Annotated in this window: 21 protein-coding genes; 20 read left to right on the top strand and 1 reads right to left on the bottom strand. The window is 61.9% G+C overall.

Going from position 1 to position 19,768, the window contains the following annotated elements; genetic code table 11:
- The 7 genes from ACI1US_RS13395 to rplQ form a co-directional block, all read left to right on the top strand.
- Nucleotides 1–767: MFS transporter (locus tag ACI1US_RS13395; protein ID WP_461640900.1), on the top strand; the 767-nt coding region annotated here is incomplete at its 5' end.
- Between the two features lie 160 nt (nucleotides 768–927).
- Nucleotides 928–1,149, top strand: a complete 222-nt coding sequence (gene infA / locus ACI1US_RS13400; RefSeq protein WP_059063343.1) for a translation initiation factor IF-1 — start codon at nucleotides 928–930, stop codon at nucleotides 1,147–1,149.
- Nucleotides 1,150–1,231: 82 nt separating this feature from the next.
- Nucleotides 1,232–1,348: a 50S ribosomal protein L36 gene (gene rpmJ / locus ACI1US_RS13405; RefSeq protein ID WP_005050492.1), complete on the top strand. Its 117-nt coding sequence runs from the start codon at nucleotides 1,232–1,234 to the stop codon at nucleotides 1,346–1,348.
- 153 nt (nucleotides 1,349–1,501) lie between these two features.
- Entirely contained in the window at nucleotides 1,502–1,870 is a 369-nt protein-coding gene (rpsM, locus tag ACI1US_RS13410) for a 30S ribosomal protein S13 (RefSeq protein WP_416550225.1), read from the top strand.
- Nucleotides 1,871–1,918: 48 nt separating this feature from the next.
- A complete protein-coding gene (gene rpsK / locus ACI1US_RS13415) occupies nucleotides 1,919–2,317 on the top strand; it encodes a 30S ribosomal protein S11 (protein WP_042544393.1) in 399 nt (132 codons plus the stop codon).
- A 126-nt stretch (nucleotides 2,318–2,443) separates the two neighbouring features.
- Entirely contained in the window at nucleotides 2,444–3,430 is a 987-nt protein-coding gene (locus ACI1US_RS13420; RefSeq protein WP_042544392.1) for a DNA-directed RNA polymerase subunit alpha, read from the top strand.
- Nucleotides 3,431–3,474: 44 nt separating this feature from the next.
- Nucleotides 3,475–3,984 carry a 50S ribosomal protein L17 gene (gene rplQ, locus ACI1US_RS13425; protein ID WP_416550224.1) on the top strand — a complete coding sequence of 170 codons (510 nt, stop codon included), beginning with the start codon at nucleotides 3,475–3,477 and terminating at the stop codon, nucleotides 3,982–3,984.
- A 373-nt stretch (nucleotides 3,985–4,357) separates the two neighbouring features.
- Here the strand turns inward: rplQ and ACI1US_RS13430 are convergent, their stop codons facing one another.
- Nucleotides 4,358–6,502 carry an acyltransferase family protein gene (locus ACI1US_RS13430; RefSeq protein WP_461640901.1) on the bottom strand — a complete coding sequence of 715 codons (2,145 nt, stop codon included), beginning with the start codon at nucleotides 6,500–6,502 and terminating at the stop codon, nucleotides 4,358–4,360.
- 134 nt (nucleotides 6,503–6,636) lie between these two features.
- Here ACI1US_RS13430 and ACI1US_RS13435 point away from each other — a divergent pair, with 134 nt between their 5' ends.
- From ACI1US_RS13435 to ACI1US_RS13495, 13 genes are all read left to right on the top strand, one after another.
- Nucleotides 6,637–7,635 (top strand): tRNA pseudouridine synthase A, encoded by a 999-nt coding sequence (locus ACI1US_RS13435; RefSeq protein ID WP_461640925.1) that lies wholly within the window; start codon nucleotides 6,637–6,639, stop codon nucleotides 7,633–7,635.
- Between the two features lie 173 nt (nucleotides 7,636–7,808).
- Nucleotides 7,809–8,255, top strand: coding sequence for a 50S ribosomal protein L13 (gene rplM / locus ACI1US_RS13440; RefSeq protein ID WP_416550222.1), 447 nt, complete (start codon nucleotides 7,809–7,811; stop codon nucleotides 8,253–8,255).
- Between the two features lie 32 nt (nucleotides 8,256–8,287).
- Nucleotides 8,288–8,767 carry a 30S ribosomal protein S9 gene (gene rpsI, locus ACI1US_RS13445; protein WP_416550221.1) on the top strand — a complete coding sequence of 160 codons (480 nt, stop codon included), beginning with the start codon at nucleotides 8,288–8,290 and terminating at the stop codon, nucleotides 8,765–8,767.
- 17 nt (nucleotides 8,768–8,784) lie between these two features.
- Nucleotides 8,785–10,134: a phosphoglucosamine mutase gene (gene glmM / locus ACI1US_RS13450; RefSeq protein WP_416550219.1), complete on the top strand. Its 1,350-nt coding sequence runs from the start codon at nucleotides 8,785–8,787 to the stop codon at nucleotides 10,132–10,134.
- Between the two features lie 971 nt (nucleotides 10,135–11,105).
- Nucleotides 11,106–11,834 (top strand): ABC transporter ATP-binding protein, encoded by a 729-nt coding sequence (locus ACI1US_RS13455; RefSeq protein WP_461640902.1) that lies wholly within the window; start codon nucleotides 11,106–11,108, stop codon nucleotides 11,832–11,834.
- A gap of 42 nt (nucleotides 11,835–11,876) precedes the next feature.
- Nucleotides 11,877–12,857 carry an ABC transporter substrate-binding protein gene (locus ACI1US_RS13460; protein ID WP_461640903.1) on the top strand — a complete coding sequence of 327 codons (981 nt, stop codon included), beginning with the start codon at nucleotides 11,877–11,879 and terminating at the stop codon, nucleotides 12,855–12,857.
- Nucleotides 12,858–12,859: 2 nt separating this feature from the next.
- Nucleotides 12,860–13,750, top strand: a complete 891-nt coding sequence (locus tag ACI1US_RS13465) for an ABC transporter permease (RefSeq protein ID WP_461640904.1) — start codon at nucleotides 12,860–12,862, stop codon at nucleotides 13,748–13,750.
- Nucleotides 13,747–14,499 carry an aspartate/glutamate racemase family protein gene (locus ACI1US_RS13470; protein WP_461640905.1) on the top strand — a complete coding sequence of 251 codons (753 nt, stop codon included), beginning with the start codon at nucleotides 13,747–13,749 and terminating at the stop codon, nucleotides 14,497–14,499. Before ACI1US_RS13465 ends, ACI1US_RS13470 begins: the two co-directional genes overlap by 4 nt.
- 18 nt (nucleotides 14,500–14,517) lie before the next feature.
- Entirely contained in the window at nucleotides 14,518–16,266 is a 1,749-nt protein-coding gene (locus ACI1US_RS13475) for a thiamine pyrophosphate-binding protein (protein WP_461640906.1), read from the top strand.
- Between the two features lie 18 nt (nucleotides 16,267–16,284).
- Complete coding sequence (locus ACI1US_RS13480) at nucleotides 16,285–16,971, top strand: GntR family transcriptional regulator (protein ID WP_461640926.1); 687 nt, start codon at nucleotides 16,285–16,287, stop codon at nucleotides 16,969–16,971.
- A gap of 77 nt (nucleotides 16,972–17,048) precedes the next feature.
- The gene (locus ACI1US_RS13485) at nucleotides 17,049–18,233 is read left to right on the top strand and encodes an NAD(P)/FAD-dependent oxidoreductase (protein WP_461640907.1); all 1,185 of its coding nucleotides are present in this window, start codon (nucleotides 17,049–17,051) and stop codon (nucleotides 18,231–18,233) included.
- Between the two features lie 16 nt (nucleotides 18,234–18,249).
- Nucleotides 18,250–18,450 (top strand): 2Fe-2S iron-sulfur cluster-binding protein, encoded by a 201-nt coding sequence (locus ACI1US_RS13490; RefSeq protein ID WP_461640927.1) that lies wholly within the window; start codon nucleotides 18,250–18,252, stop codon nucleotides 18,448–18,450.
- Nucleotides 18,440–19,768 carry an FAD-dependent oxidoreductase gene (locus ACI1US_RS13495; RefSeq protein ID WP_461640908.1) on the top strand — a complete coding sequence of 443 codons (1,329 nt, stop codon included), beginning with the start codon at nucleotides 18,440–18,442 and terminating at the stop codon, nucleotides 19,766–19,768. The genes ACI1US_RS13490 and ACI1US_RS13495 overlap by 11 nt, the downstream gene beginning before the upstream one ends.

The raw sequence follows: 19,768 nt of genomic DNA on the forward strand, positions 1-19,768 counted from the left end.
GCTTCAGCCTGGCATCAGTGCTGGCACCGCTCGGCCACGATGCGACGGCGATCGTGGTCGGAGTGCTGTTCATCGGACTGTTTCTGCTCGCCGAGGCGCGGGGGCGGCACACCGTGCTGCCGCGCATGACGTTCGAGCGCGGAAACCCACTCAAGTGGGTCTACCTCCTGCTCGCAACGCTGTGCGCCGGCGTCATGATCGAGACCTACGTCCCCCTGTTCGGGCAACAGCTTGGTGGCCTCTCCCCGGTGTGGGCCGGGTTTCTCGGGGCAGCGCTGTCGCTCGGCTGGACCGCGTCGCAGATCGTCAGCGTGAGATTTGGTCCGAAGACGTCGCGGGCGGTGATGGTGGTGTCGCCGATCCTCCTTGCCGCGGCGCTGGCCGCGTATGGGATCCTGCAGCACGAGGACGCAGGCGCGGGGCGCATCGTGCTGTGGATCGTGGCGCTGGCGCTTGCCGGCACGGCGATTGGTGCCGCCTTCCCGCACCTGAGCGTGCGCGCGATGGGCGCGACCGAGGAACAAGCCGAGGGGGAGAAGGCGGCCGCGGCGCTGAGCACGACGCAGCTTATCGCCTACGCGCTGGTGTCGGCGCTCCTCGGGGTCTTCAGTACGAGTGGGAGCGGAGACCCCGCGGGAATGGCCCAGGGTGTCGCCTTCGGGATCGCCGCAATCACCGGCGTGGGCCTGCTTCCGGGCCTCATGCTGCTCGTCTCGTCTCGCCGTAGTGCGGCCGTGAGCGCGAGTTCCACCTTGCCTGAGAGTTGAAGCCACCGGCGCGTCGCCGCCTACCCACGCGGTAGGGTGGACAAGGCGGGCATTCCGGGATAGGATTGCTCGTTGGTGCTTTGTGCCTGCTTTTGCGTTCGCGAAAACAGGGGGGAAGCATTCGCAAGACCGGTGAATCAACACGAGCGACAGTGAGGCTATGGCGAAGAAAGACGGCGTCATCGAGATCGAGGGCCAAGTAGCTGAAGCACTCCCGAACGCACAGTTCAGGGTAGAGCTTACGAACGGCCACAAGGTGCTCGCGCATATCTCGGGGAAAATGCGTCAGCACTACATCCGCATCCTTCCAGGGGACCGCGTGATCGTGGAACTGACCCCGTACGATCTGACCCGCGGTCGCATCGTCTACCGTTACAAGTAGACCTGCGTTCACGTCCACCGGAAAGTAACGGCTCACGGCATCCCGTGGGTACGAGGACAGCGAACCCGCTAAAGGAAAAACAATGAAGGTCAACCCCAGCGTTAAGCCCATCTGCGATCACTGCAAGGTGATCCGCCGCCACGGCCGCGTCATGGTGATCTGCAAGAGCAACCCGCGTCACAAGCAGCGCCAGGGCTAAACACCCTGACCTGCAGCTCGCAGATCAACGTTTTACAACTGAAATCGCGCATCGAAGAACCTTCCGCATCACGCTGGAAGGGGACACCTTGGGTCGGAGGCCTAATCCCACGATGCGCACCACACCTCCACTAATCCGCAAGGAGAGCCAGACATGGCACGTATTGCAGGCGTAGACATCCCGCGCGAAAAGCGCGTAGAGATCGCGCTCACCTACATCTATGGCGTTGGACGCACGAGCGCGCTGAAGACGCTCGAAGCGACCGGCATCGACGGGAACACCCGTGTTCGCGACCTGAGCGACGAGCAGCTCGTTCAGCTCCGTGACCACGTTGAGGGCAACTTCAAGGTAGAGGGTGACCTCCGCCGCGAGGTCCAGGCCGACATCCGCCGCAAGGTTGAGATCGGTAGCTACCAGGGAATTCGCCACCGCCGGGGCATGCCTGTGCATGGTCAGCGCACCAAGACGAACGCTCGTACCCGCAAGGGCCCGAAGCGCACCGTCGCCGGTAAGAAGAAGTAACACCGGTTCACACCGACCATTCACACATAGCTTTCAGGAGAATACTCAATGGCTGCACCCAAGTCGGCAGCGCGCAAGCCGCGTCGCAAAGACAAGAAGAACATCGCAGTGGGCCACGCCCACATCAAGTCGACCTTCAATAACACGATCATCTCTATCACCGACACCACCGGTGCTGTGCTCACCTGGGCATCGTCGGGTGGCGTTGGCTTCAAGGGCTCGCGTAAGTCGACCCCGTTCGCCGCGCAGCTCGCTGCCGAGTCTGTTGCCCGCAAGGCACAGGAGCACGGCATGAAGAAGGTTGACGTCTTCGTGAAGGGCCCCGGCTCGGGCCGCGAGACCGCGATCCGTTCGCTTCAGGCCGCTGGCCTCGAGGTTGGCTCGATCAACGACGTTACCCCGCAGACCCACAACGGCTGCCGCCCGCCCAAGCGCCGCCGCGTCTAAGCGCCTCTGTCGCGCCGGCTTCGGTCGGCGCGACACCGGCTCGCCCGCTAGGCGAGCTGGGTACGTTCCCATCACCCTCTTTACCGCAGAGTCATATAGCGGACTCCAGCGAAAGGAACTCATACAGTGCTCATTGCACAGCGCCCCACTCTGACCGAAGATTCAATCTCCGAGTACCGCTCACGTTTCACGATCGAGCCCCTCGAGCCTGGCTTTGGTTACACGCTTGGTAACTCACTTCGTCGTACGCTGCTCTCCTCGATTCCCGGAGCCGCTGTCACCAGCGTCCGCTTCGAGGGCGTGGCTCACGAGTTCACGACGATCCCCGGTGTCACAGAAGACGTCACCGAGATCATCCTGAACATCAAGGGCCTCGTTGTATCGAGCGAGCACGACGAGCCGATCACCGCGTACCTTCGCAAGACCGGGGCAGGCGAAGTCACCGCCGCCGACATCTCAGCGCCTGCTGGCGTCGAGGTGCACAACCCCGAGCTGGTCATCGCGACCCTTGGCGACGACGCACAGTTCGAGCTTGAGCTCACCATTGAGCGCGGCCGTGGCTACGTTTCTGCAGCGCAGAACCGTAACGACGACGCAGAGGTTGGCCGTATCCCGGTCGACTCGATCTACTCACCCGTGCTCAAGGTGACCTACCGTGTCGAGGCAACTCGTGCCGGTGAGCGCACTGACTTCGACCGCCTCGTGGTCGACGTCGAGTCGAAGCCCGCAATCAGCCCCCGCGACGCAATCGCGTCGGCTGGCTCGACCCTGGTCGAGCTGTTCGGGCTGGCACGCGAGCTGAACACTGCCGCTGAGGGCGTCGAGATCGGCCCCGCGCCGGTTGAGGTTGTTGCCGAGGGCGAGCTTTCGATCCCGATCGAAGATCTCGACCTTTCGGTGCGCAGCTACAACTGCCTCAAGCGCGAGGGCATCAACTCCGTGAGCGAACTTGTTGCGCTCTCGGAGGCACAGCTCATGAACATTCGTAACTTCGGTCAGAAGTCCGTCTTCGAGGTGCGCGACAAGCTTGCCGAGATGGGCCTCTCGCTCAAGGACGCGGTTCCCGGTTTTGACGGGGCCAACTTCTACAGCTACGAAGACGACGTTAACTAACGATCCGGCTCTTTAGCTGATCGAACACACACAGGAGTACACACATGCCTAAGCCCACCAAGGGCGCCCGCCTCGGAGGCGGTCCCGCTCACGAGCGCCTGATGCTCAACCAGCTGGCTTCGCAGCTCTTCGAGCACAAGCGCATCCAGACCACAGAGACCAAGGCCAAGCGCCTGCAGCCGCTCGCAGAGCGCCTCGTCACCTTCGCGAAGCGCGGTGACCTGCACTCGCGTCGCCGCGTCATGCGTCGTGTCCTCGACAAGTCGGTTGTGCACGAGCTCTTCACCGAGATCGCACCCCTCGTCGAGAACCGCGATGGCGGCTACACCCGCATCGTGAAGACCGGCTACCGCAAGGGCGACCGCGCCCCGATGGCAGTCATCGAGCTCGTTCTCGAGCCCGTACAGCCCAAGGCAAAGAAGGCCGCTGAGAAGCCGGCTGAGCCCAAGGCTGAGGTCGTCGAAGAGACCGTGGCAGTCGAGGAGACCGCAGCAGTTGAGGAGACCGTAGAGGTCGCCGAGACCGAGGCTCCCGCGGAGGAGAAGGCCGAATAGGTTTTCCCCTCTTCCGAGAGTACGCACAGCGCCCCGTGGCTTCGGCCCGGGGCGCTTTTGCGTGCTCTTGGCGTTGCGCGTGTCCGCTTGGCGCTGCGCTTTTCCGCTCGGCGCTGCGCTCTGCCGTTCGGCGCTGCAGCCGTACTGTCGGCGCTGCAGCCGTGCTCGCGCGCGACTCCCCGATGCACCCCGCCGCATCCTGAAGTCCCCGATTAAACCATTCCGCCCCGTTTTCGCCCCTCGCAAGGGTCGGTCTGAATTAATGGGGGCGGGGAGGATGCCAGGGGCAGGGGCAGGGGCAGGGGCAGGTGCGCGCGAGAGAACGGGCGCACGCCGGTGGTGATGGTGGCGGGCCGAGGAGCCCGGCGGGCGCTTAGCGGCGGCCTACCGCCCAGCCAGTGGCCTCGCCGGGGGTGAGGAGCTCATCAAGCGCCTTCCGGACCGCACCCGCGTACACCATGCCGCCCTCGGGGCCGGGGTGGATGCCGTCCTCTGCAAGGTACTCAGGGGTGTCGCCGACAGCCTCATCCCACTTCGCAAGCGTGACGCTGCGATGCGTGCTCGCGAAGCCGGTGAGCGTCTCGTTGACCTCGGGGATCCAATCCCGCTCAGCGTGCGCATCGACGAGCACCAGCGCGCGCGCGCCAACGGCCTCCTGCAGCGCCGAGAGCGCCTCTGGCTCCACCGGGCCGTTGGTGCCAAGGCCAACGACGACGACCTCGCGCAGCGTGCCCTGTGCAGCCATGTCAGAGAGAATGTCGACGCCTGCCCACAGTCCGCGAGACACCGCAGCATCTACCTCGATGCCCGGAAACGCCTCGGTGAGTTCTGGGTAGCTCGCGAGCATGACCGAGTCGCCTACGGCAGTGATGTCGCGGCCCTCGATCTTCACCGGGGCAGGCGCGGGTTTCTTCCCGGTCGCGGTGCCCTTTCCGGCATCGGTTCCCTTCGCATCACTACCCTTGGCATCGCCGCCCTGAGCATCAGTGCCCTTCGAGTCGCCGCTCTTCCCGGCGTCAGCATCCTTGGCGTCGCCGCTCTTGGGCGCGGCGCCCTTTCCAGCATCGCTGGCCTTGTCGTCGTTGCCCTTGTCGTCGCTGCCCTTGTCGTCGTTGCCCTTGTCTACGCCGCTCGGAACGTCGGTGCTCTTTGGGTCGCTGCCCGATCCCAATCCCGATCCTGAATCTGCGCCGCCACCACCCTCGCCGTCAGCGGCAGGCTTCGCGCGGTCTGCCTCAAGCATCTTTTGCCCGCGCAAGATCGACTCTGCAGATGACGTCTGCTGCGGGGCAATCGCGACGGCGACGCCGGTGAGCGGGAACGTGACCGCAATCACCGCTGCGAGCCCGATCGAGATCTTCTTCCGGCGCGGAGTGTAGCTGCGCGGGCTAAACCAGCGAATGAGCGCGCCTCGCAGGCCAACCCTGCGCACGGGCTGCTCGACGAAGCGGTAGGAGAGCGCCGAGAAGAGGATCGTGAGGGTCAGAGTGATTACTGGAACGAGCCAGCTCTTCCCGAACCCGGCTGCGGTCGCGATGCTTGTGACGATGACGAGCAGCGGCCAGTGCCAGAGATAGATGCCGTAGGAGCGCTCACCGATCCAGCGCAGTGGCGTGACGTCGAGTGCCCGTCCCACGATCGCGCCCTCGCGCGTGATCGCCCAGACCACGGCGAGTGCCGCGATGGTGGCCAGCTGGAAACCTCCGATGAAGCTCTCCTGGCTGGCCTCCTTCAAGAAGATCGCCAGCGCGCCGAGCACGGCGAAACCGAGCAGCGCGACCACGAGCGACGCGGCTTGGCCAGCCTTGCCGAGTGCGCGCTGGCTTGCCCGCGAGAGCACGACGGCCATCGCTGCTCCGAGGAACAGCCCAAAGCTGTGCGAATCAGAGCCAAAGTAGATGCGGGTTGGATCTGCACCGGTGTGCGCCAGCTGCGCCATCAAGAATGCTGATCCAAGGCCGAGCGCCGCCAGCGGGATCGCCCAGGTCAACCGTGACCTGAGCCTGAAGACGAGAATCGCGATGATCGGCAAAACAATATAGAACTGCTCTTCAAGCGCGAGCGACCAGAAGTTTCTGAAGAGCTCGGGGGCGTCCCGCGCGAAGTAATCCGAGCCGTTCGCGATGAACACCCAGTTGCTGACGAAGAAGACAGCGCCCGCAATCTGCTGGGCGACTCCGACGAGCAGGTCGCGGCTGGCCGCAAGCGCAAGCGACGTGCTCACCAGCACCACGAGGGCGACGGCGGGCAGCAGCCTGCGTGCGCGGCGACGCCAGAACGCGAGCAGATCGATCCTGCCCGTCGACTCAAGTTCGCGCAGCAGCAGCGAGGTGATGAGGAATCCGCTCATCACAAAGAACACGTCGACGCCGAGGAATCCGCCGGGGAGTGCCTTCGGGAACAGGTGGTAGACGAGAACCATTCCGACCGCGATTGCCCGCAGCCCGTCGAGTCCACCGAACCGGCCGCCCCGCGAGTTCACGGGCTGGCCAGTTGGGCGAAACGGACGAACAGACACCCGAAGATGGTACCCCGGATCCGCTCCCGGGGTGGCCACGCCGAATGCCTGAGGCGCTGCGGCGCGCTCCGTTGGCTCCCATCCTTCTCTCTTCTCTATGACCCGCGCGCGTTGGCGCGGAGAGTTCTGGCACACTGGTGTGCGTGGAAACCACCCGGCTGCGACTCGACATCGCCTACGACGGCACAGACTTCTCAGGCTGGGCCGTGCAGCCAGGCCTGCGCACCGTGCAGGGCGAGATCGAGGCCGCCATTGCGGTGCTGCTGCGCACCGCGCCCAACGAGGTGCGGCTCACCGTCGGCGGGCGCACCGACGCCGGCGTGCACGCGCGCGGTCAGGTCGCGCACGTCGACCTCACTCCAGAGCAGTTCGCGAGGTGGAGCGCTTCGCAGCGGCGCGGCCCCGGCAAGACCAGTGCGCAGAACCACGCGCCAACCGACGCGCAGACCGTCGCGCAGACCGATGTAACATGCGACCACGACCACGACCACGACGGCGACCGGGACCTCGACGCGGCGCGGAACGACGAGGTTTCACGCATCATGACCCGCAGGCTGAACGGCGTACTGCAGCGATCCGCGGGCGACATCGCGATCCATCGCGTTGCGATCGCGCCGGCCGGCTTCGACGCCCGCTTCTCGGCGGTCAAGCGCCGCTACGAGTACCGCCTGCGGCCCGAGAATGCGCCGCGAGATCCGCTCACCGCGCGATTCACCGCCGATGTGCCGCGTATTTTGCACCTCGAAACCATGCAGCAGGTGTCGGCAGACCTGCTCGGGCTGCAGGACTTCACGACCTTCTGTAAAGCGCGCGAGGGGGCAACTGCGGTACGCGAGCTGCTCGCCTTCGAGTGGCGCGAGGCCGCCGACGGCGCATACGCGGCGCGGATCGAAGCCGACGCGTTCTGTCACTCGATGGTGCGAGCGCTCGTAGGATCGGTCGTTGCCGTCGGGCATGGCCGTCTGAGCGCGGGGGAGCTGCTCGAGCTGCGCGACGCCAGGGAACGCACCAGCCGCTTCACCGTGATGCCCGCGCATGGGCTCTCGCTCGAGGAAATTGGCTACCCGCCGGCCGAGGGTCTCGCCGCGCGCGCGGAGCAGACGCGGGCTCGCCGCGATCCGCTCGACGACTGAGCAGCCGCGCGGGAGAGCGCGGCGCTGTTCTGTGCTAAAGTTGATCGTTGGTGCGCAAGCACCCGAATTGTTGAGCCCTCCACCGCACAGGAACTCGCGCAGCGCAGCTGCCTGGGACCTCGCACGGAGTGGGATTCAAGAACTCCTCCATTTCGACAGAAAGCAGCACGACAGTGACTCGCACATATTCGCCGAAGGCAGCTGACCAGAAGCACGACTGGATCGTCATCGACGCAGCAGACGTGGTTCTCGGCCGCCTCGCATCGCACGCAGCAGCCCTGCTCCGTGGCAAGCACAAGACCACCTTCGCACCGCACATGGACATGGGCGACTACGTCGTCATTGTCAACGCGGACAAGGTTGTGCTGACCGGCAACAAGGCAGCTCAGAAGAAAGCTTACCGCCACTCAGGTTACCCGGGCGGCCTCCGTTCGGTCACCTACACCGAGCTCCTCACGAAGAACCCGGAGCGCGCTGTTGAGAAGGCGATCCGCGGCATGCTTCCGAAGAACTCGCTCGGTGCAGACCTGTTCCGCAAGCTCAAGGTGTACGCAGGCCCGGAGCACCCCCACGCTGCCCAGCAGCCGACCCCTTACACCTTTGGCCAGGTTGCGCAGTAACGCGCTAGAGACACCAGAAGAGAGACTTTAACGTGACTGAAGAGCAGACCGTGGCCACTGAGAGCTACACCACCGAGACCCCTGCATCGCAGGCAACCGCAGCGGCTCCGCGCCCCGCGCTCACCGTTCCCGGTGCAGCAGTGGGCCGTCGCAAGCAGGCTGTCGCCCGCGTGCGTCTCATCCCCGGCGAGGGCAAGATGACCGTTAACGGTCGTGAGTTCGCCGAGTACTTCCCGAACAAGCTGCACCAGCAGCTCATCACCGATCCGTTCACCGTTCTTGAGCTCGGTGGCGCATACGACCTCATCGCGACGATCGACGGCGGTGGCCCCTCGGGTCAGGCCGGCGCACTCCGCCTCGCTGTTGCTCGCGCGCTCAACGAGATCGACGCAGAGCACAACCGTGCAACGCTGAAGAAGGCTGGCTTCCTGAGCCGCGACGCTCGCATCAAGGAGCGCAAGAAGGCTGGACTCAAGAAGGCCCGTAAGGCGCCTCAGTACTCGAAGCGCTAAACAGGAGCGAATTCCCTATGGGACGCCTGTTTGGCACCGATGGGGTGCGAGGCTTGGCCGGCGTGGATATCACTGCCGACCTCGCCCTCGCCCTCGCGCACGCAGCGGCTCTCGTACTCGGGCGTAATGCCCGAGGCGAGAGCCGTCGCGCTACCGCGATCGTCGCACGCGATCCGCGAGTTTCTGGCGAGTTCATCTCGGCTGCTGTGTCAGCCGGGCTCGCCGCAGCCGGCGTCGACGTGCTCGACGCGGGCGTCATCCCGACCCCGGCAGCCGCGTATCTGGTCGCCGACACCGGAGCCGATTTCGGCGTCATGGTGTCCGCCTCCCACAACCCGGCCCCCGACAACGGGATCAAGTTCTTTGCAGAGGGCGGCCGCAAGCTTCCCGACGACGTCGAAGACGCTATTGCGGCGGCTATGAGCCTGCCGCCGATCGCGGTCACCGGCAAAGAGGTCGGTCGCATCCGACGCTTCGCTGATGCAGAGGATCGGTACCTCGTGCACCTGCTCGGCACGCTCGAGGGAACGAGCCTCGCGGGCCTCACCGTGGTGCTCGACTGCGCCCACGGCGCTGCTTCCGGCATCTCGCCTGACGCGTTTACCGCGGCCGGGGCAAAGATTGTCGTGATCGGTAATGACCCCGACGGCATGAATATCAACGACGGAGTGGGCTCGACCTACCTTGACCCGCTGAAGGCTGCCGTGCTTGAGCACGGGGCCGACCTCGGTATCGCCCACGACGGTGACGCTGACCGCTGCCTCGCGGTCGACAACGCTGGCGCCGAGATCGACGGCGACCAGATCATGGCGATCCTCGCGCTCTCCATGGAGAGCCGCGGCAAGCTTGATAAGAACACGCTCGTTGCGACGGTCATGTCGAACCTCGGTCTCATGCTCGCGATGTCAGACAACGGCATCGACGTCATTCAGACCGGCGTCGGCGACCGGTACGTGCTCGAGGAGATCAACGCGCACGGCTACTCGCTGGGCGGCGAGCAGTCCGGACACGTCATCATGAGCGAGTTCGCTACGACTGGCGACGGGATCCTCACGGGTCTCCACATTGCTGCCGAGGTTGTGCGCACTGGTAAGCCGCTGTCGGAGCTGTCGAAGTGTATGAAGGTGTACCCGCAGGTACTCGTGAACGTGCGCGGTGTGGATCGCACCCGCGCCAACAGCGACGAGGTCGTGCAGCAGGCCGTGCGCCAGGTCGAGGAACTCCTCGCAGGTGAGGGCCGTGTACTGCTTCGCCCGTCGGGCACCGAGCCCGTCGTGCGCGTCATGGTCGAGGCCGGCGAGGTCGAGCAGGCGCAACAGCTTGCCGATGATCTTGCAGCAGTAGTGAAGGAACGGCTGGCGGTCTAGTACTGCGTGCCTGCTGCGTTCCTGCACCAGCCCGGGTCCCACCTAGTGGGGCCCGGGTTTTTCGCTTTCCCCCGCGCCGCGCCCGCTCTGCCCACCCTCACCTCGCTGAGATCATGCCCTTGAGGGCTCGTCTGGCTGATGGGATGCACCCGAGCGATCAGCTCGGGCGCGCGTCAGCTTGCTGTTTCCGATGAGGTCTGGCTCGCTGAAGGCCTTGCAGTTCTCATCGATGTAGCTTTTGCAGCTTCGCGATTCGTAAGCCGCCGCAAGAGTTACTCCGGGTAGACGAAAGTGCTGCACCTCAGCCGCAGGAATCACCTTGTCATCAGTGTTTCAATGCTTCGGTGGAATGGCATTCGTTGCCTGCACGGTCTATAGCCGGCCTGACGCATGTGAGCGACATAGACGTGTATTGCTGAGAACGAGGCTCTTCGCTCGATCCCCGGCCATCGACCAATGCCGTGTATGGCTCCATAGTGCATGGGCGCTGTGTCGGTCGGCTACTCAAGAGGTTGCGGGAAAGCTTGTGAGCAGGTCAGCCTCGGTCGCCCAGCAGAGTGCGGCCGAGTTGTGAGCGCTCGCTGCTGGCAGCTAACTGCGGCACCGACCGAGTCTTGGACGTAACGCCTAGCAAACTCCGAACCGGATACTTCCTAAGGAAGCTATATCCGGCTTCCTGCTTTCCTTGAAAGTGCGAAGCGATCACCGGAGCTTCAGCGACCATCGCAGGTGGGAAGTTGGTTTGTTCTTGTGAATTGAGGTGACAATTCATTGCGGAGATTTCGTTGAAGTAAAGCGATTGCGCGCCAGTTAACTTCGTCAACCTGCAAATGTCTCTTGACTTGATCATAGATACTCTGCAAGATATACATCAAGGAATATCTCAAAGTCGACTTTCCTGCGATCTGATTGGAGATCAAGTGAACAGCTCAATGAGGAGCACAGCAGCACCGAAAATTGAACTCATCGACGTGGACGTCCGCTTCGAAGTTGGAGCAAGCGTCGTCACGGCCCTTGAGGGATACACACTAGACATCGCAGAAGGCGAGTTCGTCGCCGTTCTGGGGCCGAGCGGGTGTGGCAAGTCAACGTCGCTCAACCTGCTGGCGGGGTTCGATCGCGCGACGGGCGGGCGGGTGCTGCTCAACGGCAAGACCGTCGCAAAACCGGGGCCCGATCGCGGAGTTGTGTTCCAGAACGCCAACCTGCTGCCCTGGCTAAACGTGTGGGAGAACGTTGTGTTTGGCCCGAAAGTCAAAGGCGTTGCGGAGCGCGACTACAGCGAACGCGCGCGAGAGATGCTCTCGCTTGTGAAACTCGACGGGTTCGAGAAGCATCTTCCAGGCCAGCTTTCCGGTGGGATGCAGCAGCGAGCTTCCATTGCTCGCGCGCTCATCAACGACCCGGATGTTCTCCTGATGGACGAGCCGTTCGGTGCACTTGATGCCCAAACCAGGATCAGTATGCAGGAACTCCTGCTCCAGATTTGGGAGCAGGACAAGCGCACTGTCATGTTCATCACCCACGACATCGACGAGGCTCTTCTACTCGCTGACCGGGTAGTGATCATGACGGGCAGGCCAGGGAAGATTCGTGAACAGATCACCGTCGACTTTCCGCGGCCACGCAATTATCAGGTCACGGCGCTACCAGCGTTCCAAGAACTCAAGCAGCGGTTACTCACGCTACTCCAGCACTAATCCACCTCAACACACGAAGAAGTGTGCAACACAGGGAGAAAAATGAAAATTCGAAACGGCGCAACGATTGCGGCGGCAGCAATTGCAGTACTGGCATTCACATCCTGCAGCTCGGGTACCGAAGCTGAGAGCGGTGGGGGCTCGAGCGACAAAGTCGTGATCAAGGCCGCTTGGGTTCCAACCGTGCACTCTACACACTGGGCAGTCACGAACCAGTTCATCGAGGACGAGAACGTGCAGATCAAGCTCAGTCCGTTCAAGACCAACAACGAAATGATGGTTGCGATGCAGGGCAATTCCATTGACATGATGCCGATGGGATACAACAACACGATCTCCGCACTCGACCGTGGCGATGTGAACTATAAGTACGTGGCTGGGATATCTGAAGGAGGCACGAGGATCCTCGTGCGAAACGGTGTCGACATCGATTCCTGGGAAGATGTGAGGGGCAAAACTGTAGGAACGGCGCAGGGATCAACTCAGTACCAGCAGTTGGTCCTTGCAGCCCAGAGCCACGGAATTGACATCGAGCAGGATACTGACTTCGTAAATATCGGCAGTGCGCCGGACATGGTGCTCGCGCTCATGAACGGGGACGTAGACGTGGTGAGTATCTGGGAGCCGTCCGCGTCCGAAGCTATTGCCCGCGAATTTGGACACGAAGTCCCCGCAATTTCCGACACGTTCTATGATGACGCGTGGCGCGTCAACAGTGGGCTTGCGGTCTCAAACAAGTTCATTGAAGAGCACCCGAAAGCCGTTGAATCCGTCCTTGCGGCGTTTGAAAAGGCGAAAGACAAGGTGAACTCTGACAAGGAATTTTGGGTGGATGAGTTTATGAAGCTTTCGAGCTCAGACCCCGATATCCTCAAGCGCGCTATCGAAAACGTTAGCGCTGTCTCAGCAGTGGATCCCGGCGACGTCAAAGCGATCGCGAAGTCGCTGCACGGTATCGGAATTGTAAGCGAGGACTACTCTGACCGCCTCGATGACTACTTTGTCGGTGGGGGTAATCAGTAGCGATGGGGAGTGCAGTAACAACAGGTACACGAGCCAACGTCGTCGTCGGACCTGGCCAGACGCAGGATCCCAACGCCGCTACATCGCGGCCTAGGCCACGACTCACCCAGAGTGATTCACTTTACGTGCTCGGCCCTGTCATCTTCTTGAGTGTTTGGGAGATTGTCGGCCGGCTGCGCGTGCTCGGCAACGGAATGTTCCCATCTTTCACCGAGACCATCGCGGCGCTCATGAACTGGATGTTTGGTGTTGGTCAGATTTCCAACGTTTACGCGAACACATGGCTGCAGCACGTTGGAGTGAGTAGCTTCCGAATTCTCGTGGGGTTCACTATCGGAGCGTTTCTCGGTGTAGTCCTCGGGGCTCTCGTCGGACGCTTTATGCCGGTATCGAAGTTGCTTGACCCGCTGATCAACGCGCTGCGCCCGATATCGGTAACCGCCTGGGTGCCGATCGCACTCCTGCTTTTCGGCACGGGGGACCAGCCAGCATTCTTCCTGACTGCTCTGGCAACATTCTTCCCGGTGTACGTCAATACAGTAGACGGCGTTCACTACGCAGATGAGTCGTATATGCGTGCTGCACGGATGCTTGGAGCTTCGGAACGCCAGGTTCTCTTCAGAGTTGTCTTGCCAGCCGCGATGCCAAGCATCTTCACCGGGCTCAAGGTTGCCATGGCCATCTCATGGACAACCGTGGTAATCGTAGAAGCGCTTGGAGCCAAGTCCGGTGTCGGATATGTCCTTATGGACACCTACAACCAGTTCCTATTCTCCTACGTAATAGCCGCGATGATCACAATCGGCCTGCTCGGAGCGGGATGTAACTACCTCATTGGCCTGGCCGGCAAACCAGTGCTCAAATGGGTCAACTTGAAGGGGAAGAAGAAGTGACAACGCCGAATTCCGAACGCTACATCCAGAGGGGAAAACCCACGTACGGGGTTGACCTTGGGATCATGCTCCTCGACGCTGACTTTCCTCGGCCGGTCGGCGACATCGCCAATGGGAAAACCTTCTCGTTCCCCGTTCACTACGAGGTCACGCGAGGTGCCTCTGTTCCGCACGTTGTCGAGAAATCTGCGGAGGGGCTTCTGGCCAAGTTCGTCGAGTCGGGCAAGGCCCTCATCCACCGCGGAGTGCGGGGGCTGGCTACCTCCTGTGGGTTCCTTTCGATTTTCCAGCGTGAGCTCAGCGAAGAACTCCAGGTTCCCGTGCTGACATCAAGCCTTCTCCAGATTCCGCTGGCGCTTCGCGTGATCCCTCCGTCGAGTTCCCTGTGTGTTCTGACTGTGAACGGCAGTACTCTCACGGCCGCGCATCTCGAAGGGGCTGGCATCTCCGTGGCTGACCAGGAACGCATTGTCGTCGTTGGGCTCGAAAAGGGCCACCACTTCTATCCGGTCGTGGTTGGTGATGAGGGCCCGTTGGACCCTGAGCGTGCCGAGGAAGAGATCCTCGCAGCGTGTTTGGCGGCTCTCAGGGGCGAGCGCAAGATTGGGGGATTTGTATTCGAATGCACAAACCTTCCACCGTATTCCGAACGAGTCCGGCTTGAAACAAAGCTTCCTGTGTGGGATGCAATTACCGCAGCCAATTGGCTCCAGGGGGCACTGTCGCACCCGTTCCAAAAGTGGGTTTGAGTAGAAATGAACGAAAAGATGGGTACAGCATTGTCCGAAAAGATGCGCACAGGCGCCGAATTGATTGTTGAGACGCTTGCAGGGTTCGGGGTTGATACGATTTTTGGGCTTCCGGGTGACACTGGCGTCGGGCTCTACAACGCAATGTATGACAACCCAGATACCCTGAAACATATTCTGGTCCGGGACGAACGTCACGCCGTTGCGATGGCAGATAGCTATGCCCGGCTGACGGGCACAGTGGGGGTTGCAGAGGTATCGAGCGGCGGGGGAACGACGTACGCTGTCGGGGGCCTCGGAGAAGCGATGGCCTCGGGCATCCCCCTCCTGCTCATTACGTCGGACATCCACTCGAGCAGCCGGGGGACAGGCGCCCTGACGGAGATCGACCAGGTTGCTCTCTTCACTGCGGTGACAAAGTGGCGAGCTGTCGTGGAAAACGTGGACCAGATCCCGAACATGCTGCGCACTGCGATGCGCGAGGCCACGACAGGCAGGCCAGGGCCGGTTGCAATCATTGTTCCCGAGGGGATATTGGATGAGGTGTCGTCGCTGTCTTCTGTCGTGCCCGACCCAGAGATCATCCGCCTACCAGGGGAACGACCAGCCGCTCGTCAATCGCTTATTGAATCGGCAGCCGACCGGCTACAGGCCGCGCAGCAGCCAGTCCTGGTCCTTGGCTCAGGGGTATTTACCTCGCGGGCCGAAGCAGCAGTCGTTGAGCTGGCAGAGCAGCTTGGAGCCGGTATCGCGACGAGCATCCATGGCAGAGGTACGGTCGCCGATCACGACCCCCATCTCCTAGGTATCTCGGGAAACAACGGCGGGCAGCCAGGTACAAATAGGTACCTCGAGGAGGCTGATGTTGTGCTCTTCATTGGCACCCGGGCGAACGCCACGAACACGAATGGATTCACCTGCCCGCAGCGTGGACGGGTGTTCCCGATCCACATCGATATGGACAGCGCTATCGCAGGCGTGAACTATCCCGACGGGATCGCGCTGATCGGAGACGCGCTGACCGTCGTCAGACAGCTCATTGCGGCGCTCGACGAGGTCGCTCCGCAGGAGAAGCGCTCGCGGCTCGAACGCATAGCCGCGGCCCGCGCCGATGTTACGGACCCGCACGACACTCCTGGACAGGAGGAGAACGGGCCGGCGGCCGGACTGCTTCCCGCGGACTGCGTGAAACTCATTGCGTCGCTGGTTCCCGAGGCAGGTTCAGTGTTCGCGGATCCCGGTACTCCAACGCCGAACGTGGCGAACTACTGGCCAGTCTCTAAGCCCGGCCGCACCGTCATCATTCCGCGCGGCCATGGCCCAATGGGCTACGCGATTCCGGCAGCGGTTGGCGGCTATTTTGCAACGAAGGCACCCGTGGTGTCTTTCACAGCGGACGGTAGCTTTGGAATGGCGAGTGGAGAGCTTGAGACAGTCTCTCGGTTTAAGCTGCCGATTCTCTACGTGCAGTTCACGAACCACAGTTACGGCTGGATTAAGATGCTGCAGCACCTCTACTACGACAAGAAGTATTTTGGGGTTGACCCGGGAACAATCGACCCGCTCCCGGTTGCCATGGCATCGGGTTTCGCGAAGACTGCGCGGCCGACAACCCTCGCAGAACTCGAGACAGTAGTGCGCGAGTTTGCGCAGAACCCACAGCCTACTTATGTAGATATTGAAGTTCCCCATATGATCGCAGTTACGCCTCCGGTGCCGGCTTGGTACGCAGCATTGGGCGGCAACAGTGAACGTCCTGTGTACTAGATCGGGTGTGTGGTCAGCATGACAAAAAATGCAGAGGTGACTAAGGCCGCGGCGGCCGAACGCATCTCAGATGTCGTCTACTCGTTTGTGCGCACCAATATTGACGAGGGCCGAATCCGGCCAAACGAGATGCTGATCGAGTTTGAGATTGCCGACGAACTGGGGGTGTCTCGATCCCCAGTTCGGGAGGCGCTTCAGCGCCTCGTGGCTGACGGCCTCGTGGATCTCGTGCGGCGCCGGTGGATCGTCCACGAGTTTACTGAAGCCGAGGTCGTCGGCATCTACGAGGCACGATCTGTGTTGGAATCCGGTGCAGCCAAGATGGCTGCGACGGCCATTACGACCGAGCAGCGCCAGGAACTCGAGCGTTTCCGAGCGAGCTTTGAACTGCACATGCAGGGTGATCTCGAACAGCGGGTGTACCGAAACAACGAGTTTCACAGCTTCGTGGTGCAGTGTGCAAACAGCTCCCGCCTGGAGCGCTTCTGCACGATGAATAACACGTATCACTTCAATTTCGATCTTGCGCGGCTCTACAGCAGGGAGGATCTGATCGCCTCTGCAACGCAGCACATTGAACTCATTGATGCGGTACTTGGGGGCGACGGAGAGCGCGCCCGCCAGATTGCAGAGACTCACGTGCTGGAGTCACTCGCGATGATCCGGCAGAAGGTGTTTCGCGAGGATTTCCCGCGAAACAGGTAGCCAACCGCACCACCACAGACGATTCATCGTGGAATCAGCTAGAAAGGCCAGGGCAGGTGCCCTGCGGCGTGCAAAAAATGACGGCGAAACAGAGTGATGTTCTGGTGCTCGGAAACGGCATCATGGGCGCGATTATCGCCCGAAAACTCAGCGATGCGGGGCTCGACGTCTCGATCATCGAGGCAAGCGGACCGTGCGCAGGAAGCAGTGGCCGGTGCGACGGAGATGTTCTCTCGCAGACGAAGATGAGCAAATTCTCGATTGAGCTCACCGGTTGGTGTGTGGCTGCGTACAAAGAAATGGAGTCGGAACTCGAGACAGACCTAAAGTTCGATCAAAATGGCTCGTTGATGTTCGTTACTGACCCAGAACACGTCGCTCCGAATGCAGCACGCGTCACCGAACTCGCTACCGTTGGCATCCACGCTGAAGCGCTGGACGGCGATGAATGCCGTGAACTTGAACCAGCCCTCGGATCTGCGGTGCAGGGAGGAGTGTTCTGTCCAACGGATGGGGCGATCTACCCTCCAGCGGTCGTTTCTGCGAACACCAAGCGAGCTCGAAGCAACGGCGTGCGGTTCGTGTTCGGTGAGCAAGCAACCTCCGTCATCTTTGAGCGCGGCAGGGTCGCGGGAGTGCGCACTGATCGGGGAATCCACCGGGCACCCGTGGTGGTCAACGCACTTGGTGTCTGGGCACCCCAACTCGAAGTGGCTGGCTTCCCACACCTTCCGATTAGACCCCGGCAAGGAATCCTCGTTGTAACCGAGCGATTTTCCCCGGGCGTCTCTGTCAACTTGCTCGAAGCTGCCTACGTGACGAACAAGAAGAGTGATGACTTTACTGACGTGCCGAGCTTTGCCTTTTTAGCGGAGCCCACCATGGATGGCAACATGTTGCTCGGGAGCATGCGGAGATTCGCTGGATTCGATCTGCAGGTTGAGGTGAGCTGGGTCGCCGAGATCATTCGCAGGGCGAACATGATTCTCCCGGGAGTGCAAGACGTCAGTATCATCCGGAGCTTTGCCGGGCTTCGGCCGTGGACGCCAGACCATAAGCCTTTCGTCGGAGAAAGCCCAGAGCAAGCGGGCTACTATGTCGCCGCAGGGCACGAGGGAGATGGAATAGCACTCGCTCCGGCAACCGCGGAGATCATCACCTCGCAGATACTCGGTCGCTCAAGTGACACAGTAATTGCTCAGGCCGCACGTGAGTTTGGGCTGGAGAGACTGTTTACCCAGGAAGGAGAGGACCGTGAGTGAAGCCGAGAGCGCAAGGGTGCGCATCCAAGGTCAAGAACACGAGGTGCCGAGTGGGCAGTCAGTGCTCGCCGCGAGCCTCACACTGGGAACGGATTCCGCACCGGAAGCGCTGTGCGGCATGGGGAGTTGCTATGCCTGCGTTGTGACACGAAACGGTAGCGAGCAGGTGCGTGCGTGCGTCACGCAGGTCCGGGAGGGAGATAGCTATGACTGGTGAAGCTCTAGCTAGGAAGTCCGTTCTCGTGATCGGAGCTGGTCCGGCGGGGATAGCTGCTGCTCAGACGCTGTCGGAGCACGGGGTTCCCGTGGACCTCATTGATGAAAACGCGCGCCCTGGCGGGGCGATCACTCGACGTCCGTTCGACCGATCTGCCGCTGCCACAGCCACCGACCGCGCCGCTCTCGGACCGGGTGTTGAGTTCTTTCCAGGCTCTATCTGCCACGGCTTTGACGGTGGCCGCGCGGTAGTTTCTCGTGAGGGAGGGCTCCGCGGCTTTGCGCCCGAGGCAACGATTGTCTCCGTGGGGGCTCGCGAGCGGATCCGCCCGATTCCTGGCTATCTGCTCCGCGGGGTTCTCGCGTGTGGTGGTGCTCAAACTCTCCTCAAAGGGAGCGGGGCGTTTCCGCACCGCACGGTCGTCGTTGCGGGGAGTGGGCCTTTGCTACTCGCGACCGCGAGTCAGCTCATTGACGCCGGTGTTCGTGTCCGTGCCGTCGTGGAGGAAGCCGACCTGTTGCACGCTGGCGTACCAACGGTGTTGGGCGTTGCGCGTTCCATGCCGGTGAACATCATGCGCGACGGGGCGAAGTACCTGAGCAACATTCTCCGACACGGAACGCGGTTGCTGATTGGGCACAGGGTGACCGAGGTACACGGGGCCGGCCAGGTCGAAGGGGTCACCATTACCTCGAAGAGCGGCCGACGCAGGAAGTTCGGTGTCGACGGTGTTGTGCTCGGGCACGGATTTGTCTCTGCGAACGAACTTGTGCACCAGGCCGGAGCTCACTCAGTATTTGACGCTGCGACGAGGTTTTGGACCCCGACTCGAAAGGAAAACTTCGAGACGACGGTTCCCGGGCTATACGCGGTGGGCGATTGCGCGGGCGTGCACGGGCAAGAAGCAGCGGAGCTTGAGGGGAAGCTCGCTGCCTACGACATCCTTGGCAACGTGTTCGGGGTAGAGATTGATTCAGCGATTGAGCAAAAGTTGCGACGCAAGCACGAACGCATTCTTCGCTTCCAACAAGGAATGTCGCGGCTCTTCCCACAGGCTCCGCTCACAGATCCGGATCCTGCATCTGTCGTGTGCAGGTGTGAGGGCGTGACCCGGGCAGAAGTATCTGAAGCGATCGATCACGGCGCGACTGATTTTCGGACGGTCAAGCTCTGGACGCGCGCGGGTATGGGGATCTGCCAGGGGCGCACGTGCCAGCCGGTGCTCCGCGACTATCTCGCAGGTGAGCCTGGCACCGAGCCACCAACGGTACAGTTCCCTGTTCGGCCGTTGCCGTTTGTGGTCGCTGAGAAGCTATAG

The organism is Leucobacter sp. BZR 635, assembly GCF_048061935.2.
GTDB lineage: Bacteria > Actinomycetota > Actinomycetes > Actinomycetales > Microbacteriaceae > Leucobacter.

What these genes read in the sequence shown, in the direction of transcription:
- ACI1US_RS13460 (WP_461640903.1), top strand. Translation starts at nt 11,877, where the DNA reads ATGAAAATTCGAAACGGCGCAACGATTGCGGCGGCAGCAATTGCAGTA.
- ACI1US_RS13485 (WP_461640907.1), top strand. Translation starts at nt 17,049, where the DNA reads ATGACGGCGAAACAGAGTGATGTTCTGGTGCTCGGAAACGGCATCATG.
- ACI1US_RS13465 (WP_461640904.1), top strand. Translation starts at nt 12,860, where the DNA reads ATGGGGAGTGCAGTAACAACAGGTACACGAGCCAACGTCGTCGTCGGA.
- glmM (WP_416550219.1), top strand. Translation starts at nt 8,785, where the DNA reads ATGGGACGCCTGTTTGGCACCGATGGGGTGCGAGGCTTGGCCGGCGTG.
- rpsK (WP_042544393.1), top strand. Translation starts at nt 1,919, where the DNA reads ATGGCTGCACCCAAGTCGGCAGCGCGCAAGCCGCGTCGCAAAGACAAG.
- rpsM (WP_416550225.1), top strand. Translation starts at nt 1,502, where the DNA reads ATGGCACGTATTGCAGGCGTAGACATCCCGCGCGAAAAGCGCGTAGAG.
- infA (WP_059063343.1), top strand. Translation starts at nt 928, where the DNA reads ATGGCGAAGAAAGACGGCGTCATCGAGATCGAGGGCCAAGTAGCTGAA.
- rplQ (WP_416550224.1), top strand. Translation starts at nt 3,475, where the DNA reads ATGCCTAAGCCCACCAAGGGCGCCCGCCTCGGAGGCGGTCCCGCTCAC.
- ACI1US_RS13480 (WP_461640926.1), top strand. Translation starts at nt 16,285, where the DNA reads ATGACAAAAAATGCAGAGGTGACTAAGGCCGCGGCGGCCGAACGCATC.
- ACI1US_RS13475 (WP_461640906.1), top strand. Translation starts at nt 14,518, where the DNA reads ATGGGTACAGCATTGTCCGAAAAGATGCGCACAGGCGCCGAATTGATT.
- ACI1US_RS13495 (WP_461640908.1), top strand. Translation starts at nt 18,440, where the DNA reads ATGACTGGTGAAGCTCTAGCTAGGAAGTCCGTTCTCGTGATCGGAGCT.
- rpmJ (WP_005050492.1), top strand. Translation starts at nt 1,232, where the DNA reads ATGAAGGTCAACCCCAGCGTTAAGCCCATCTGCGATCACTGCAAGGTG.